Annotated in this window: 16 protein-coding genes; 5 read left to right on the forward strand and 11 right to left on the reverse strand. The window is 68.5% G+C overall.

From position 1 onward, the window contains the following. Positions 1-82 precede the first annotated feature (82 nt). From CRO01_RS01040 to CRO01_RS01050, 3 genes are read right to left on the reverse strand one after another with little or no spacing between them, the layout of a single operon-like run. On the reverse strand, positions 83-469 hold the full coding sequence (locus tag CRO01_RS01040; protein WP_097007270.1) for a hypothetical protein: 387 nt from the start codon (positions 467-469) through the stop codon (positions 83-85). Continuing rightward, the gene (locus CRO01_RS01045) at positions 466-2,943 is read right to left on the reverse strand and encodes a penicillin acylase family protein (RefSeq protein ID WP_097007271.1); all 2,478 of its coding nucleotides are present in this window, start codon (positions 2,941-2,943) and stop codon (positions 466-468) included. The genes CRO01_RS01040 and CRO01_RS01045 overlap by 4 nt, the downstream gene beginning before the upstream one ends. 42 nt (positions 2,944-2,985) lie before the next feature. Continuing rightward, the gene (locus tag CRO01_RS01050) at positions 2,986-3,564 is read right to left on the reverse strand and encodes a transporter (RefSeq protein WP_097007272.1); all 579 of its coding nucleotides are present in this window, start codon (positions 3,562-3,564) and stop codon (positions 2,986-2,988) included. A 114-nt stretch (positions 3,565-3,678) separates the two neighbouring features. Between CRO01_RS01050 and CRO01_RS01055 the strand changes: the two genes are divergently transcribed. From CRO01_RS01055 to CRO01_RS01065, 3 genes are all read left to right on the forward strand, one after another. After that, positions 3,679-4,569 carry a DUF6920 family protein gene (locus CRO01_RS01055; protein ID WP_097007273.1) on the forward strand — a complete coding sequence of 297 codons (891 nt, stop codon included), beginning with the start codon at positions 3,679-3,681 and terminating at the stop codon, positions 4,567-4,569. Between the two features lie 26 nt (positions 4,570-4,595). After that, complete coding sequence (locus CRO01_RS01060; protein ID WP_097007274.1) at positions 4,596-4,781, forward strand: hypothetical protein; 186 nt, start codon at positions 4,596-4,598, stop codon at positions 4,779-4,781. A gap of 126 nt (positions 4,782-4,907) precedes the next feature. Further along, positions 4,908-5,291: a DCC1-like thiol-disulfide oxidoreductase family protein gene (locus tag CRO01_RS01065; protein ID WP_097007275.1), complete on the forward strand. Its 384-nt coding sequence runs from the start codon at positions 4,908-4,910 to the stop codon at positions 5,289-5,291. Positions 5,292-5,297: 6 nt separating this feature from the next. Here CRO01_RS01065 and CRO01_RS01070 read toward each other — a convergent pair whose 3' ends face one another. Together CRO01_RS01070 and CRO01_RS01075 are read right to left on the reverse strand one after the other, a co-directional pair. Next, on the reverse strand, positions 5,298-6,395 hold the full coding sequence (locus CRO01_RS01070) for an SDR family oxidoreductase (RefSeq protein ID WP_245838479.1): 1,098 nt from the start codon (positions 6,393-6,395) through the stop codon (positions 5,298-5,300). Next, positions 6,365-7,957 (reverse strand): succinic semialdehyde dehydrogenase, encoded by a 1,593-nt coding sequence (locus tag CRO01_RS01075; protein ID WP_097007276.1) that lies wholly within the window; start codon positions 7,955-7,957, stop codon positions 6,365-6,367. Before CRO01_RS01075 ends, CRO01_RS01070 begins: the two co-directional genes overlap by 31 nt. 105 nt (positions 7,958-8,062) lie before the next feature. On the opposite strand from CRO01_RS01075, the gene CRO01_RS01080 reads away from it, so the two are divergent. Further along, the gene (locus tag CRO01_RS01080; RefSeq protein WP_097007277.1) at positions 8,063-9,484 is read left to right on the forward strand and encodes a dihydrolipoyl dehydrogenase; all 1,422 of its coding nucleotides are present in this window, start codon (positions 8,063-8,065) and stop codon (positions 9,482-9,484) included. Between the two features lie 15 nt (positions 9,485-9,499). Here the strand turns inward: CRO01_RS01080 and CRO01_RS01085 are convergent, their stop codons facing one another. From CRO01_RS01085 to CRO01_RS01095, 3 genes are all read right to left on the reverse strand, one after another. After that, entirely contained in the window at positions 9,500-11,362 is a 1,863-nt protein-coding gene (locus tag CRO01_RS01085) for a formate/nitrite transporter family protein (protein ID WP_097007278.1), read from the reverse strand. Between the two features lie 145 nt (positions 11,363-11,507). Next, positions 11,508-11,957 carry a universal stress protein gene (locus CRO01_RS01090; RefSeq protein ID WP_097007279.1) on the reverse strand — a complete coding sequence of 150 codons (450 nt, stop codon included), beginning with the start codon at positions 11,955-11,957 and terminating at the stop codon, positions 11,508-11,510. Positions 11,958-12,018: 61 nt separating this feature from the next. After that, positions 12,019-13,314 carry an inorganic phosphate transporter gene (locus tag CRO01_RS01095; protein ID WP_097007280.1) on the reverse strand — a complete coding sequence of 432 codons (1,296 nt, stop codon included), beginning with the start codon at positions 13,312-13,314 and terminating at the stop codon, positions 12,019-12,021. 166 nt (positions 13,315-13,480) lie between these two features. Here CRO01_RS01095 and CRO01_RS01100 point away from each other — a divergent pair, with 166 nt between their 5' ends. Continuing rightward, positions 13,481-13,714, forward strand: a complete 234-nt coding sequence (locus CRO01_RS01100; RefSeq protein ID WP_097007281.1) for a DUF2249 domain-containing protein — start codon at positions 13,481-13,483, stop codon at positions 13,712-13,714. A 9-nt stretch (positions 13,715-13,723) separates the two neighbouring features. Here CRO01_RS01100 and CRO01_RS01105 read toward each other — a convergent pair whose 3' ends face one another. From CRO01_RS01105 to CRO01_RS01115, 3 genes are all read right to left on the reverse strand, one after another. Beyond that, positions 13,724-14,080: a thioredoxin family protein gene (locus tag CRO01_RS01105; protein ID WP_097007282.1), complete on the reverse strand. Its 357-nt coding sequence runs from the start codon at positions 14,078-14,080 to the stop codon at positions 13,724-13,726. A 4-nt stretch (positions 14,081-14,084) separates the two neighbouring features. Then, positions 14,085-15,161 (reverse strand): NAD(P)/FAD-dependent oxidoreductase, encoded by a 1,077-nt coding sequence (locus tag CRO01_RS01110; RefSeq protein ID WP_097007283.1) that lies wholly within the window; start codon positions 15,159-15,161, stop codon positions 14,085-14,087. Positions 15,162-15,236: 75 nt separating this feature from the next. Further along, on the reverse strand, positions 15,237-16,322 hold the full coding sequence (locus tag CRO01_RS01115) for a DUF7544 domain-containing protein (RefSeq protein WP_097007284.1): 1,086 nt from the start codon (positions 16,320-16,322) through the stop codon (positions 15,237-15,239). Positions 16,323-16,415 lie beyond the last annotated feature (93 nt).

Below are 16,415 nucleotides of genomic sequence, written 5' to 3' on the forward strand. Positions count from 1 at the left end.
GCCGAAAGTCGAATCCACGAATGAGCCTGACGGTCGCGGACGCGCTGGCTGGATCTCGGCTCGGCGACCCGTGGGGCCGCTTTCAGACGATCCCGCGAGCCAGCGATCCCAGCAGCGGCAAGCCAACGGCGGCGCCGACGGTGACGTAGACGATCGGGCGCATCTCGGGGACCAGCAGGGCGGCGTCGCCGATCGAGACGGCGAACGCGACCAGCACGAGGACGCCGAACGCCAGCGCGTATGCGACCCCGCGCCGGATGCTGGGCGCGACCAGCGCGACCAGCGCGCCGGCTGCCACGAGCCCGAGCCAGTGGAGCCACGCGAGCACCAGTCCCAGCGCGGCCGCCCCAGCGAGCGCGACGGCGTGGGATCGCCGCTGCGTCCGCGCCAGATCTAGGGTTTCGCGCAATCGGTCGGCGGCGTCGGTCGAATTCGATTTGCTGCCACCACTTGCGTCGCGCTGGCTCATGAGGACTCACCCTCAAACGTCACGGTCTCGCCGGCGTCGATCGTCCGGTCCATCGGCTTCTGGTCGTTGTCGAGCCAGCGTTCGAACTGGTCGTCGTAGTGCTCAGAGAAGTAATCGCCCGAGTTCCCGCCGGGCAGGATCGCCGTCGCGTCGCCGCCCGGTTCGACGACCATGCGCCAACTGGAGCCGACGGCCGAGTCGACGCGGTAGTTCTTGACCGTCGCCGGCGAGCCGTCGGCCGGGAGCGTGTCGTAGTTGAGAAACGGCGCCTGCGCGCCGAAGGGGTGGTCGATCGCCCGCGTCGAGTTCCAGTCGCCGTAGACCGACCAGCCCTCGTCGTCGATCTCGTCGAGCGCGTCGCCAAGCGCGGCGATCATCGTCTCGGCGCGAGAGCGATCGTCGTACAGCGCGCTGTCGGCCGACAGCGTGGCGAGCACCCAGTCGTTGGGGTAGTACGACTCGCCGAGATCGGCGTCGGAAAACGTCGGCTCGACGGTGCGTTCGCGGAAGTGGTCCATCCACCGGGCGAACACCAGCGCGCCCCGGGAGTCCCGGTCCATCCGGCGGTTCCACTCCGAGAGCGTACTGGCTGCCTCGGTGAGCCGGTCGTCGGCATCGCCCCGGTTCTCGACCGCTGCGACCAACTCGGGCACGAGCTGGTCGGCGCGCCCGTCGCGCACGTCGCTCTGGAGGTTGCGGTGGAACTCGTGATCGATCGCCTCGCCCTCGGCGACGGCGCCGTCGAGGCGCTCGTAGATCCGCCCGCCTCGGTACGGCGTCGCGTAGTCGGCGCCGACGTAGTGGAGAGGGTCGTCGGCGACGCGCTGGTTGGCCGTCGCCAGCGCGTCCGGGTCGATCGCGTGGGGCTTCTCCTCGAAGGGGACGAAGCCGTCCCACGAGGAGCGACCGAACGGCTCGAACCCCTCCCACTCGCCCTCGCCGGCCGAGCCGTCGAAGATCCGGTCGCCCCGGACCTCCTCGCCGTCGATCCGGCGGATCGGGAGCTTGCCGGTCGCGTAGTACATTGTCCGGCCGTCAGCATCGGCGTACACCAAGTTCTGCGTCGGCAGGTCGAACTTGCGCGTCGACTCTCGGAGGTCCTCCAGCCCGCCGCTCCGGCCGAATTCCTCGATCGCTATCGTCGTCCGGGTCGCGGTGTGGCCGGTCCACGCGACGCCGACGCGCCGGCCCTCGCGCTCGATCATCGGCCCGTGAACGGTCTTTTTTACGTCGAGGGGTCGGTTCTCTCCGCCGGCGACTTCGATTTCGCGCTCCTCGACCTCGAACTCGCGCCACTCGCCGCGGTAGCGATACCGTTCGCCCGCGTCGTCGACCTCGTAGCGATAGCAATCCAGCACGTCGGCGCCGACGTTGGTAAAGGACCAGACGCCGCTGTCGTTCGCGCCCGCGATGACGAAGGGGACGCCGGGGAACGTCGCCCCCCGCACGGAGCGCTCGGGCGTCTCGACGTGTTGCTCGTACCACACCGGCGGCGCCATCAACGAGAGGTGGGGATCGTAGGCAAGCAGTGGGACGCCGCTGTCGGTGTGCTCGCCCGAGACGACCCAACTGTTCGAGCCGACGCCGGTCGGCGTCTCGAACCCCGAGAGCCACTCGGTCAGATCGGCGTCGATCGGGGCGGAACGCTCGGTCTCGGCCGGCTCGGAATCGCCCGTCTCGGCCGGCTCGGAGCGTTCGGACACGGCGGCGCTCCCGGCGTCCTGCTCGGCGTCGTCACTGTTGCTGCTCGCCCCGGCGACGCCGCCGACGCCCTCCGTCGACTCCCTGAGGATCGGCACGTCGTGATCGAGCCGCTGGGGGTACAGTTCCGCGAGGAGATCCTCGCCGAGTCGATCCCGAAGCAGCGCCCGTCGGAGTTCGACGAAGCTCCCGGTCAGGTCCCACGAGATCTGCTTTTCCATCAGCATCGAGTCCGCGGGCGTCCACGGGCGGGGCTCGTAGCCCAGCAGCTCGAACTCCAGTTGGAGCCGCTCGTTCTCGAACGCCGCGTTGACGCCGTCGACGTACGCCTCGACGAGCGGTGCGACCCGGGTCTCGGAAACGAACTCCCACGTCGCTTCGGCGGCGCCGGCGAAGTCCATCGCGGCGTAGAACTCGTCGCTCTCGACGGTCGCCTCGCCGGCGACCTCCGAAAGCTGGCCGCGCATCTGGCGGCGCTGAAGGTCGAGTTGGAACCCCCGATCGAACGCCTGCACGTAGCCGACCGCGAAGTAGGCCGCTCGCTCGTCGTCGGCGTCGACGTGGGGCACGCCGTCGTCGTCGACGTGCAGACTGGCGTCACCGTAGGGACTCTCGACGCTGTCGGGAAGCGACCGATCGGCGGCGTCCCAAGCGTCGCCAGACAGCGGCGCGAACTGGTCGAGCAATCCCGCGGCCGAGGAAAGCGAGAGTCCACCGACGCCGGCCGCGAGGGCGCCGGCGAGGACCGCGCGTCGCGTAGTGTTGTCAGTCAATACGAAAACGCTGTGGCCAGTTCCTCATTATAATTGCGGTGATTACTCGCCACGGCCGACCGCCGCGCCGAGCGCACCGCCGACCGAACCGAACGCGAGGGGATAGACGACGCCGGCCAGCAACACGGCGGTGATCGCGTCGGGACCGATCTGTCCCTCACCGACCGCGTAGCCGAACACGAGAATGCCAAGCACCGCCAGCGGGAGATAGCCCGCGACGACGCCAGCGCCGGTTCGGGCGCCGTCTGCAGCCGATCGCGCTCCCGAGAACGCGGCCGCTGCGACGCCGGCGCCGAGCAACAGCAGGGGTGGCACCAGAAACAGCAGGGCCATCGATCCGCCGTCGGCGTTCGCCACGAAGTTCTGGGTCTGCGTGCCGCCGAAGGTCGGTATCGTCGTCTCGACGAAGTGTGAGTTATAGAAGAGCCACCCGACCGCCTTCCAGGCGGGGATTGGGTCGCCGCCGAACAGTTCGGCGACGGCGTTGAACCCCGAGAGGCGCTCCTCGACGGAGCTGCGCATCGAGACGTACGTCACGAGATAGCCGCCGAGGTAGGCCGCGACGCCGGTCAGCGCTCCGATCCCGATCGTCCGCCCGTCCGTTCGATCTGTGTAGCTCACACAGTGGCCTGTCCCACCGGCGTCAAATAGTTGGCGGCCTCTCTGTCCCCCGCAGCGGCGTCTCGGCGCCGATCCGACGCGCCGATTTATCGGCTTGCGTGGCGTACTTCCCGTATGATTCTCCCACTGCGTCCCGCGCCGTCGAAGCGACGCTGGGTCGCCGTCGGCGTCCTCGCGGCGCTGGCCGGCGTCGTGGTCGTCGCCGCACGACGGGCTCGGAACGTCCCGCCCGCGCGCTCGCGGCTGCTCGAGAGCGAGCGCGCGCACGTTCGGGCCGACCGCCGGTTCGATCCCGACGACGTTGCCGACCTCCCCGACCCGGTGCGCCGGTACTTCGAAGCGGCGATCGAGCCGGGCTGTCCCGTTGTCCGCACCGCCCGGATCGAACAGCGTGGTGAGTTCCGCCTCGGCGACGCGTCGTCGCCGTGGAAGCGCTTGAGCGCCGTCCAGCACGTCACGACCGACCCGCCGGGGTTCGTCTGGGACGCCACGGTTCGGCTGGCACCGCTCGTTCCCGTCCGTGTCGTCGACGCCTACGTCGACGGCCGGGGCTCACTTCGCGCCCGGATCGGGTCGCTACTCACCGTTGCCGAGCCAGAGCCGTCGCCGGAACTCGATGCCGGCGAACTCCAGCGCTACCTCGCCGAGGCGGTCTGGTATCCGACCGCCTTGCTTCCCGCCGACGGCGTCTCGTGGGAAGCGCTCGACGATCGCTCGGCTCGCGCGACACTCACCCACCGCGAGACGACGGTCTCGCTCACCTTCCATTTCGGCGACGACGACCTCGTCGAGCGCGTCGTCGCCGAGGACCGCCCGCGTGCGGTCGACGACGGCTTCGAGCCGACCCGATGGATCGGGCAGTTCAGAGAGTACGAGTCACGGAACGGTCTTTGCGTTCCAACCGAGGCCGAGGTCGCGTGGACGCTCCCCGACGGCGAGCTGCCGTACTGGCGCGCCCAGATCACGGCGGTCGAGCACTCGCCGCTCGCTGACGCCCCACAGTAATGAGGTGTCGCGTTGCACACGCCCATATGGCACATACGCCAGAAGAACCCACGCGGTACGTCTGCACGGGCTGTCAGTCGGTATTCGCTGGAACCGCTCACTCCGAAAACGGGAGCCATTCCTTCGAGGCGCCCGCCGAGTGTGCGGCCTGTGGCGCGTCGTCGTTCGTCGAGTTCGCCCACTGGACCCACGAGTCCGCGAGCCAGTCGTAGGGCCCGCACTCGCCGTCGGTAGCGGCGTCCGGACGCCGCGGTCGCCGCGGCGCCGACGCAGGACCACCGCAGCGCCAGCGCCGCGAGTAGGCAACCATTAGTTTACCCGGGTCCGTACGCCCGGTCATGCCAGAGACGACGCTCGTGTACGACGACGACTGTGGCTTCTGTACGTGGTGGGCCGACTTCGTCGACCGACGCTCGGACGTTCGAGCCGTCGGCTTCATGGACTTGACCGACGACCTGCAGGATCGGCTTCCCGACGACTACGAGGAGTGTGCTCACCTCGTCACCGACGAGACGGTCTACTCCTGTGGCGCCGCGATGGAACAGGCGTTCGTTCGCACCGACGTTCCCGACGAACTCGCCGATCTGGTCGAGTTCGCTCGCCAGTTCGATGACTACCGCCGACTCCGAGAGAGCGTCTACGAGTCGATCGCTGACAACCGCGAGACGGCCGGGAAGGTGATGTCGAAGACGCCGCCGGCGCGGCGCGACGACGGCGACTGATCGGTCTCAGGCCCGCGCGTCCGATCCGATCTCCGGGTGCCCGCGGACGAATCGGGCCATCGCCTCGACGTAGCTCTCGAACGGCGGCGGCGCGATGCCGGTGCCGGCCAAGTGTTCCCGCGCCCGCGGCCCGACGTACCGGGTCGGGTGATCGAAGTAGTCGAGCACTGCGGGCTCGATCCCCGTCCACCGGCGAACTGGCTGCCAAGCCAGCGCGCGCTTGACCGGCCTCTTGGGTGCCGGCACCGAGAGGACGCGGGTCCCCGCTGCCGCGGCCAGCGCGTCGGTCATCTCAGCGACGGTCGGGGGGTTCGGATCGCAGAGCTGGTAGACCTCTCCTTCCGAGGCTTCCAGCGCGCTCAGGTGGTCGATGGCGTCGACGACGTAGTCCCGCGGGACGACGTTGATCTCGCAGTCGCCGGCGCCCGGCGGACGCGGGAGCGCAGCGACGCCGGGCTGGTCGAGCAGGAACTTGAGAAGGTAGTAGGGCCCATCGTACTTCTCGGTCCGCCCGGTCTCGCTGTCGCCGACGACGATCGCCGGCCGGTAGATGGTCGCTGGAATCCCCGCCGCCATCCGCTCCTGGACTGCAACTTCGGCTTCGAACTTCGTCGCCTCGTAGTGGTTGTTGAACGTCTGGCCCACATCCAGATCGTCCTCCGCGAAGACGCCGTCGTGACGGCCGCTGACGTAACAGGTGCTCACGTAGTGGAGGCGCTGGAGATCGTCGAATCCTTCGACGAAGTCGAGAACGTGCTCGGTGCCGTCGACGTTGACCGCCTCGCCGACGGCACGGGAGACGCCCAGATCGTAGACCGCCGCGAGGTGAAACGCCTCGGTGCATTCCGATTGTAGTTCGGTTCGATCGTCGGCGTCGAGCCCGAGATCCGACTCGGTGATGTCGCCCTCGTAGAGGCGGATTTCGTCGTCTTCACCGGCGAGCTCGGCGGCCCGGCGCCCGGCCTCCTCGCGGTACTTGGGCTGGACGAGACACGCGACGCGACGGTCACGGTCGAGCAGGCGCTCGATCAGCGCCGAGCCGAGAAAGCCGGGGAATCCGGTCAGGAAGACGGTCACGAGCGCCACCCCAGTAGGTCGGTCCAAGTGCGGGCACGCCGTAGCTCGCTCAGCCGCTTCCAGCCTCGCAGGACCGGGACGAGCGCGCTCGCCCAGACGCGATCGGGTAGCGGCCCGGGCGCGATCGGCGCGACTCGCTGGGTTGCGACAGTCTGGGCTTCCGTGTACTTGGTCAGCCCCACGTCGCCGTGCCGGCGGCCGATTCCCGAGTCACCCATCCCGCCCATCGGCGCGTCGACCGAAGCCCACGCCGCGACGTACCCCTCGTTGACGTTGACGGTGCCACACTCGATGCGCTCGGCGACGCGCTCGCCGCGATCGGGATCGCCGGTCCAGACCGACGCGTTCAGGCCGTACTCCGAGTCGTTCGCGCGCTCGACGGCCTCGTCGACGCTCTCGACCTCGTAGACGGCGACGGCCGGCCCGAACGTCTCCTCGTCGAAGGCGACCATCTCAGGCGTGACGCCGGTCAGCACCGTCGGCTCGTAGCAGTACGGCCCCACGTCCGGCCGGGCGCGCCCGCCGGCCAGCACGTCGGCGCCCTTCTCGACGGCGTCCTCGACGTGCGACTGCACTTTGTCGAGCTGCGCTTGGGACTGCATCGACCCCACGTCGGCACCGTAGCCGATCTCGGCGCCGAGCGAGAGCCCTCGCGTCGCCGCGACGAAGGCGTCGAGAAAGTCGTCGTACACGTCTTCGTGGACGTAGAGCCGCTCGGTCGAGATACAAAGCTGGCCGGCGTTGGCGAAGCAGGCCCGGACGGCGCCCTCGGCGGCCGACTCGGGGTCGGCGTCGTCGAGGACGACCAAGGGGTTCTTGCCGCCGAGTTCCAGCGACGAGGGAAGGAGGTTTCGACCGGCTTGGGCCGCGACCTCGCGGCCGACCTCGGTCGAGCCGGTGAAGCCCACGAAGTCGACGGCCTCGATCAGCGGTTCGCCGAGGCGCTCGCCCGGGCCGCTGACGATCTGGAACAGGTCGGCGGGAAGCCCCGCCTCGATCAGCAACTCCCGGACGAACAGTGCGGTGTAGGTCGTCTCCTCGGCGGGCTTGCAGACGACGGCGTTGCCCGCGAGCAGCGCCGGCAGCGCGTCCGAGATCGTCAGCACGACCGGGTAGTTCCACGGCGAGATCAGCCCGACGACGCCGACGGGCTGGCGGTGGACGACCGCCTTGGTGGCGAAGGGGATCCCGCCGGAGCGGCGCTCAGAGGTCAGCAGCGACGGCGCGACGTTCCCGTAGTGACGAGCGTTGTTGGCAACGTCCATGACCTCCTCGACGGCGTCGCGCCGGGTCTTGCCCGTTTCGAGCTGGACGAGATCGAGCACCTCGGCACGCCGATCCAGAAACAGATCGTGGAACCGATCGAAGATGTCGACGCGCTCCTCGACCGACCGGTCGGCCCACGCGGACTGGGCCTCCCGAGCACGTTCGACCGCGGCCGCCACGTCGGCGTCCGTACACGACGGGATCGAGCCGATCGTCTCGCCGATCGCGGGCGCCTCGACCGGCAGATCCTCGCGCTCTCCCGTCGCGGTGACGCCGTCTCGCAGCGCCCCGAGTCGTTCCGGATCGGTCCACTCGGTGTTCATGCGGACGAATACACTGGGACGACGTTTATAGTTCCCGACGAGTGCAGAGCCGTTCTTCCGACGGAATGGCCGGGGATTTACGCCGCCGACGCCGTAGCACCGACCATGCAAGAGTTCGACCTCGTCGTGATCGGCGGCGGTTCGGGGACTGCAGTCGGGGACGCCGCAGCCGACCGCGGCCAGAGCGTCGCAATCGTCGAACCGGGGCCGCTCGGGGGCGCCTGCGTCACCCGAGGCTGCGTGCCATCGAAGGGGCTGATCCACCGCGCCGACATCGTCGAGACGATCCGTAGCGCCGGCGAGTTCGGCGTCGACGCGTCGGTCGACGGCGTCACGTTCGAGGCGATCGTCGAGGAGGTCCACGACACCGTCCACGAGAAGGCCGAGCACATGGAACAGTCGGTCGAAGCGTCCGACCGCAAGACGCTGTTCGACGCCGAAGCGAGGTTCGTCGACGAGCGCACCGTCGCGGTCGACGGCGAGAAGCTTCGCGGCGAGCAGGTCGTGATCGCGGCGGGCGGTCGCCCCTCGACGCCGCCGATCGACGGGCTCGACGCGGTCGATCATCTCACGAGCACCGGCGCGCTGTTCCCCGACGAGCGCCCGGATCGGCTCGTGATCCTCGGCGGCGGCTACATCGGCGCCGAACTGGGCCACTTCTACGAGGCGATGGGCGTCGACGTGGCGATCGTCGGCCGGAGCGACGCGCTCCTCGACCGCGAGGACGACGCCGTCAGCGAAGCCGTGACCACGGCGTTCGAGGAGCGCTGTGACGTGTACACCGGTCACGAGGCGACCGCCGTCGAAGACGACGGCGAGGAGATCACTGTCACTGCCGAGCGGACGGCCGACGGCGAGACCGTCGAAGTGACCGGCGACGAGTTGCTCCTCGCCACGGGGCGGCGGCCCAACACCGACCGGCTCGCGGTCGAGGAAGCCGGGATCAAAACCGATGACGACGGCTTCGTCGAGACCGACGAGTATCTGCGCACGACCGCCGACGGCGTCTGGGCGGTCGGCGACATCGCCGGGCCGCCGCTGTTCAAGCACGTCGCCGACTACGAGGCCCGCATCGTCGCCGAAAACGCCGTTCTCGGCCGCGAGGAGGCCGTCGATTACACCGGCGTCGGCCACGCCGTCTTCACGTCACCGCGCGTCGCAAGCGTCGGCGAGACCGAAGCCGAACTTCGGGATACCGACACGGCCTACGAGTCGGCCCGCGCCGAGTACGGCGACGTGCCGATGGGGATGGCCGCGAAAGAGGACCGCGGGTTCGTGAAGGTGCTCGCCGCCCCCGACGACGGCGAAATCTTGGGCTGTCACATCGTCGGCGACGAGGCGCCGACTCTGCTCCACGAGGTGCTCGTCGCCCTACGCAGCGGCTCGGGGACGGTTGCGGACGTAGCAGAAACGATTCACGTTCATCCAGCGCTCAACGAAGTCGTACTCGCGGCGTTCGACGAACTCGCAGACGTTCCCTACTCGGGGACGCCCGACTGGAGCGACGTGTCGATGGGGTCGCGGTAGCGTCCCCTAACGGCGCTACCCGAAGAGCCGTTCTCGGAGGCTCCGCTCTCCGGCCTGTTCTGCCAGCAACACCGGGATGTCGGTCCCGTTGATCACGTCGAAGTACAGCGATTCGGTGACGAGCCTGCTGAGCAGTCCCTCCTCGGTCGCGCCGACGACCAGCAGCGAGTGGTCGGCGGCTTCGCGCGCGATCGCGTCTTCCAGATCGCCGCCGTCGTCGACGATCAGCGCCGCGTCCGCCAGTCCGTTCTCAGCCGCCCACTCGGTGAGGAACTGCTCGCCGTCCTCGCGCTCGCCGGGGCCGTCGACGACGTGGAGCAGGGACACCTCGGCGCCGGTAGTCGTCTGGAGCGCGCGAGCGACATCGGCACTCAGCTCGCAGTTGGGGCCGCGGCCGACCGGCAACAGGAGCCGCGAGGCGTCGACTCGGTCGCCGTCGAACACGAGGAAGTCGCTGGGAAGCCGCCGCGTAAGCTCGCTCAGCGGGCGCTCGGCGCGACCCGACGCCCAGAGACGGTTGTCGCCCCAGCTCATCAGGACGAGATCGGCGCTCTCGCGCTCGGCGATGTTGAACAGCTCCTCGAACGACCGGTGTGACAGCACCGTCGACGTCTGGAAGGGAACGTCGTAGCGCCGGGCGGTTTCGCGGGCGTCGCCGAGCAGTTCGTCGGACTCCTCGACGATGCGCCGGCGCTGGCTCGCGCCGTAGCCCCGCGGCGAGCCGTCGGGGATCTGGACGACGTGGACGACGTGGACGTTGGCGTCTTCTCGCCCGTTTGCGATCGAACAGGCGAGTTCGACGAGTTCTGACTCCGTCCGCGGATTTGCGATCGGAACGAGGATGGTGTCGCCCTCCGTTGGGGGCATCTCGCCGGTGTCGATCAGCGGGACGTACGAACGCCCGGCGAACCGCCCGAACGCCCACTCTTTGATCGAGAGCTGCCGGTCGGCGCCCTCGAACCGGGCCGATTCGAGCCGGTGCTCGCTCGTCTGGAAGTAGTTGACGACGGTGACCAACAGGACGCCGCCGAGTGTGTTCCCGAGCAAGACCGGTATCACGAACTCCCACATCCCGACCAGAAACGCCACCTGTCCGTGCAAGACGAGGTAGACCATCTCGGTAAAGGAGACGACGGAGTGGAACAGGCCGCCGAGCGGAATGGCAAGAAACGCTAGGTAGACGACGGTGAGCCGAGAAATCGTGTCTCTGGCGGCGTACTCGACCCAGACGACGCCGGCGACGACCAGCCCCGCGAAGGCGGCCTTCGAGAACAGCGACCACCACTCCGTCTCGACGCCCTCCTGTGCGATCTCGACCGCTGCGACTGACGCCTCGGGCGAGAGGACGCCGCCGTAGGCCAGCGCGAGCGCACCGAGAGCGCCGCCGGTGAAGTTCCCCGCCAGCACGACGCTCCAGTTCCGGAGCAACGCCGGAACGCTCGCGATCCGCTCGATGGTGAGCGCGACCGGCGGGAGCGTGTTCTCGGTGTAGAGCTGGTAGCGCCCGATGATGATGTAGATGAACCCGAGCGGGTACAACAGTGCACTCAGCACCGCATCGCCGCCGGTTTTGGCCGTCAGCGACACGTACAGCATGAATGTGATCGTGATCGCAAAGCCGGCCGCCAGAGCGCTGAAAAACAGCTCCCGGCTGCCGGACGTGATCTCCTCGTCAGCGGCCGCGACGATCCGCTGGAACACCTCGTCCGAACTGAAGCGGTCCCTGACGACGGCGCCGACCGCGGGGGCGCCGCTCCGGGAGCGCTCGACCGCCTCTCGAACCGACTCGGCACCTGCCGGCTCGTCGTCGGACAGTACGGTCGTCTCGGACCCGCGCCGTCCCGCAGGGCCGTCGTCGTGCCGTTCTTGATCAGTCATCGGTTATCGAACCGTCGGCCGTCGCCGGACCGAACCGGAGACGAACACCACTCCACTCGTTCATCGCGTTCATGGCCAACGGTTGCGGCGAGGTTGCCAAAAAGTTGCGGGGCTCGCGCCCGCCGTGGCATCGATCGGCGGACAGTCAGCGAACCACCGTCACTGTGACGCCGGCCCGTCGGGCGACTCGCTTTGCGGTCGATCCCAGCAACACGTGCGAGAGCGTGTCGTTGCTGGCCGCGCCGATCACGATCTGGTCCACGTCGCGCTCGTCGGCGTACCGGAGAATCTCCCTGCTCGGATTGCCGAGCTTGACGACGCTGTCGAACTCGCCGTCGAACTCTTTGGCGTCCTCGCGTAGCTCTTCGTGTAGCTCGTGGGCGTTGTCCCACTGTCGCTCGTACCACTCCGGCGTGTACGCCGGCACCCCGGACTGTCCGAGCGGCGACTGGAGCCCGGGCGACAGCGGGTCGATGTCGAACGGATCGACGACGGTGATCGCCGTGACGTCGACGTCCGGCAGCTTGAAGGCGTATTCCAGCGCGTGGCGCGACTCGTCCGAGCCATCGACCGGAACGAGGACGAGGTCTGTCATGTGGCCCGGTACGTGTCCCCGCGTGATAGCTCTGGGTGGCGAGAGGTGAAGCGCAGTCGGCTCAGAGCAACAACTCGAACAGGACGTACGCGCCGATCGCCGACAGCGTCGGGGTGAGCACCCACAGGAACACGATGCGGCTGGTCGCCGCCGGATCGAACAGGCTCTCGGCGGCCAGCTCGTCGAGGTCTTCCTCGCCGATCGGCGCCACTTCGCCACCCTCTTGCTCGATGGACTCGGCGCGCTGCTCGGCTTCGGCTTCCTGCTCGGTTTCGCTGCCAGCGAGGGTGCCGACGGTCGGCCCGCCGGGCGTCTCACCCTCCGCTGGCCCCGCTCCGAGCGCCCCCGTCGTCAGTTCGGTCCCGCCATCGTCTGCGGGGCGCGCGGCCTCGGGTTCGACGGCGACGCTTGCGGCCTCTGCGAGCGTGACCGCGCGGCTGGCCCGCCCCCAGCCCAGTCCGATGATACAACAGGTCGTGCTCACGGCGAGACTCGCAGGGATGCCAAGCTGGGAGAGCACCGTGATGATCGTCGCGCCGACCGTCGAAACGATCAGCGCCGCCAGAATCGGTAGGTCGGTGATCCCCTCACCGACCGTCGCCAGCGTCCGCCGAGCGATCGTGAAGCCGCCGAGTCCGATCGCGCCGATGGCCAGCAAAATGCCCTGCTCGACCGAGATCGACCCGTTGCCCACCAGCGGGGCGACGGCGTTGGCGGCGTTCGACGCGCCCGCGGAAAATCCCATGTAACAGGCGATCACCAGCACCAGCGCCGAGCCGACGATGTCCCGCGGCGTCGCCCGGTCGTTGAACGTGGGACGCGGGAGCGGCCCCGACCGATCCAGTTGGACGAGCGAGTTCTCCAGTCGCGTGAAGGTGAATCGGGCGTCGAGATAGGGGTAGAGATAGCGGCCGATCACCATGCCGATCAGGAACGCCAACAGCGGGGCGACGATCCACGCCGAGACGATTCGGAACATGATCGCCTCGTTGAGCGTGCCGGTCGCCAGTCCGAGGCCGACGATCGCGCCGACGGCCGTCATCGACGTCGACGCCGGGACGCCGTAGAGATTCGAGATCAGCAGCGACGCCCCGGCGAAAAAGAGCACGCCGACGCTGGTCGCAAGCGTAAACTGGCTCGCCGGGACGATCTGGCTGCTCATCGTGTCGATGACGTTCCGGCCAACGGTCCAACCGCCAAGCAGCGCAAAGCTCGTAAACAGCGTGGCTGCGGTGACCTTGCCGACGATCCGGCTCCCGACCGCCGGTCCGAAGGCGACGCCCGTCGAGGAGCCGCCGATGTTGTAGCCGACGAACGCGGCCACGAACAAGCCGACGACGAGTAGCGCAGTTACCATTCGGATTGGGCTACTACGCCGGCCTACGTATTCTCTCTGGTGGCGGACTGGTTTTACATCAAATACGTCCTCAGCGCTCACCGGCCGCCACTGGAGACGCCACGGATCGGGACGGCCGAACGTGATCGGGAGAATCGCTTTTCGGCTACCAGCCGTCACAGCACGTATGAGCCTCGAACCCTCGGAGAGCGGCCCTACCCTCGACGTTCGGGAGATCGACGGCGAGCCCTTCGGCGACATCATGGCGGCCGTCGAGGACCTCTCGCCCGGCGAAACGCTGACGCTGCTCAACAGCTTCGAGCCCGTGCCGCTGTACGAGGTGCTCGAACGGAAGGGGTACAGCCACGAGACGACGCAACTCGACGCCGATCTGTGGCGCGTCGAGATCGAGCACGCCTGAGCGACCGGCCTACTCCTCTCGCCCGACGAACTCGACCAAGCGATCAGTCTCGACGAAGCCGTCAGCGAGCCGATCGACGAGTTCGCCCTCCGAAAACAGCAACAACAGCGGGACGCTACGTACGTCGTACTCCTCGACCAGCGGCGGGTCGTCCCGCGGGTTCATCGTCGCCACGACGGCGTCGGACTCGCGGGCGACGTTGCTCAGGATCGGCTCCATCGACTGGCAGATCGAGCAGCCGCTGGTGTAAAACTCCACCAGCACGAGGTCTTCGGAGGCGACGAGCGCGTCGAGTTCGTCGGCCGTCGAGAGCGGGGCTGGCCGGTCGGGATCGTACTCCGGAACGGCGTCGGTATCGTCTGTCATGGTATCAGTCGTCGTCGGCTTCGGCTTCGGCGTCGCGGCGCGGTCCGCCGGCGTGGCCCTCGTGTGCGATCGCGGTCTCGACCAGCTCCGGCGACATCGCCGGCACCTCGTCCTCGCCGACCGGGCCGCGTTCCTCGATTTCGTCAGTGTCGCGGGGGAACGCCCGGAGATCCATGTTGATAGCGATGCCCGCCTTCGCGCCCTCGCCCATCGCAACGGGGATCTGGTTGTGCCCCGGCGTCAGGTCGCCGACCGCGTAGACGCCGTCGACGGAGGTGCGGCCGTGGTCGTCGACGGCGACGGTGCCGTCGTCCTCGCGCTCCAGTCCGAGACTGTCGGCGAGGTCGGCGTGGTAGTCCGAGCCGTACATCGGGAAGCCCCCGCGGTACTCGCGGACCTCGCCGTCCTCGAACTCGATGGCCTCCAGCCAGCCGTCGTCGCCGTTCTCGATGCCGGCGACCTCCTCGGTGACCACGTCGACGGGGTGGTTCGAGAGCATCTCGTCGGTGTCGTCGCTCCACTCGGGTTCGCCGCCGCGAGTCAGCAGATCCACGTCGTCGGTGAAATTCAGCATGATCATCGCCACGTAGGCCGCCGAGTCGCCGGTGCCCATCACGAACACGGGCTCGTCGACGAACATGTAGGCGTCGCAGTGGAGACACCAGTGGAGCCCGCGCCCGGTTCGCGGGAGCGGCGGATCAGGCCGAACGTCCGAAAAGCCCGTCGCCAGCACGACGCTGTGTACGTCGACCGTCTCGTCGCCGGTCGTGACGCGAAAGCCGTCGTCCGCACCGGCGTCGGCGTCCGACAGCGGCTGCACGTCGTCGACGAACCCCTGTCGATACTCGCCGCCGTAGTCTTGGACCTGCTCGATCGCCGTCTGGAGGAACTCGTTGCCAGTTACGTCCTCCGTGACGCCGATGACGTTGTGGGTGTCCTGCATCATGGCTGCCCGGCCGCCGCCCCGGTTCACCACGAGCGTGTCGAGCCCGAGCCGAACCGAGTACAGCGCCGTCGTCAGTCCGGCGGGGCCGCCGCCGACTACCGCAACGTCGTAATCGTACGTCTCGTCGGTGTGCATTCGACGCCACGTAGAACGTCCACCCGGATAAAGTACGTCCGGTTGTGCGCGAGCGAGGAAATACTGCTCCGGCGATTACCGATCGTCGCCGTCGAACGTCTCGTCTCCCCCCTCGCCGTCGGCATCGCGCGCCCCTTCTTCGGCGTCTCGCAGGTCAACGTCGGCGCCGTCCTGTGCTTCGATCTCCTCGCGGATCGACGCGACGAGGTCGTACTCCGGCGTCACGCCGCCGAGGACGAACAGGCTGTAGTACCGGAGGTACGTCTGGATCGGCACCTGCACGAGCGTCGTCCCGACGACGAGCACCGAGAGGGCAAACAGCGTGGCGGCGATCGCCCCGATGGCGAAACCGACGACGTTCAGCCCGAGCACCTGCGCGAACAGGATCGCGCCGCCGAGACCGACGGCCCCGAAGGGGATCACCAGCACGACGGCGACCGTGACGAACCCGATGCCCGCGACGGTGGCGCCGACGCCACCCAGAATGATTCGTGCGAGCGCGTAGGCGCCGTACTGGCGCCACTCGGCGCGCAGCTCGGGCCAGAAGGTGCGCCAGCCGTCGAGGACGCCGATCCCCTCGGCGAGCATGATGGGGACGACGAAGTCGGTCGTCAATCGCAAGACGAGCCAGAGGGCGATGCCGATCAGCACCAGCGCGGGCGACAGCAAGAGGAGCACGAGGACGAACAGCCCGCCGGTCACGATGGTGAGGCCGAGCGCGGTCAACGCCGTCGCCAGTACGAGCAGGCCCACGGCGATGCGAAAGAGAAACAGCGACGCGCCGGCGTCGGTGTGCTGGCCGACCCGATCACGGACGCGTACCTCGCGTTCGCGCGCGATGTCGACGAAGACGAACTCCATCACCGCCGCGACGTATGTCAGCACGACGCCGACGACGAGCGCCACCGCGACGACGGCGACGAGTAACTGCAACTGGCCGACAGAGAGCCCATCGCTCACGATCGAGACCGGATCGCCCGGCGCCGCACCGTTGGCGCCGTCGCCGAACGAAAACGAGGGGTTGGGCTCGAACGCCGTCGCGCCCGACACGAAAAACGCCACGATAGCGAGCGTGAGCCACCGGCGGAGCGAGAACGGCAGGAGGAGCTTCTTGCTCGCGGTCAGCGCGTCGTCGAGGGCGGACAGGGCGTGCCAGGGCATAGTGGAGACGACACCGCGACGACACGAATAGGTTGTGCCGGCTCGGCGCGGCTGACGCCCAACGGGGTCGGCGACCCGTCCGTCGGCGTCGAT

Source organism: Natronoarchaeum philippinense, from assembly GCF_900215575.1.
GTDB classification, from domain to species: Archaea; Halobacteriota; Halobacteria; order Halobacteriales; family Natronoarchaeaceae; genus Natronoarchaeum; species Natronoarchaeum philippinense.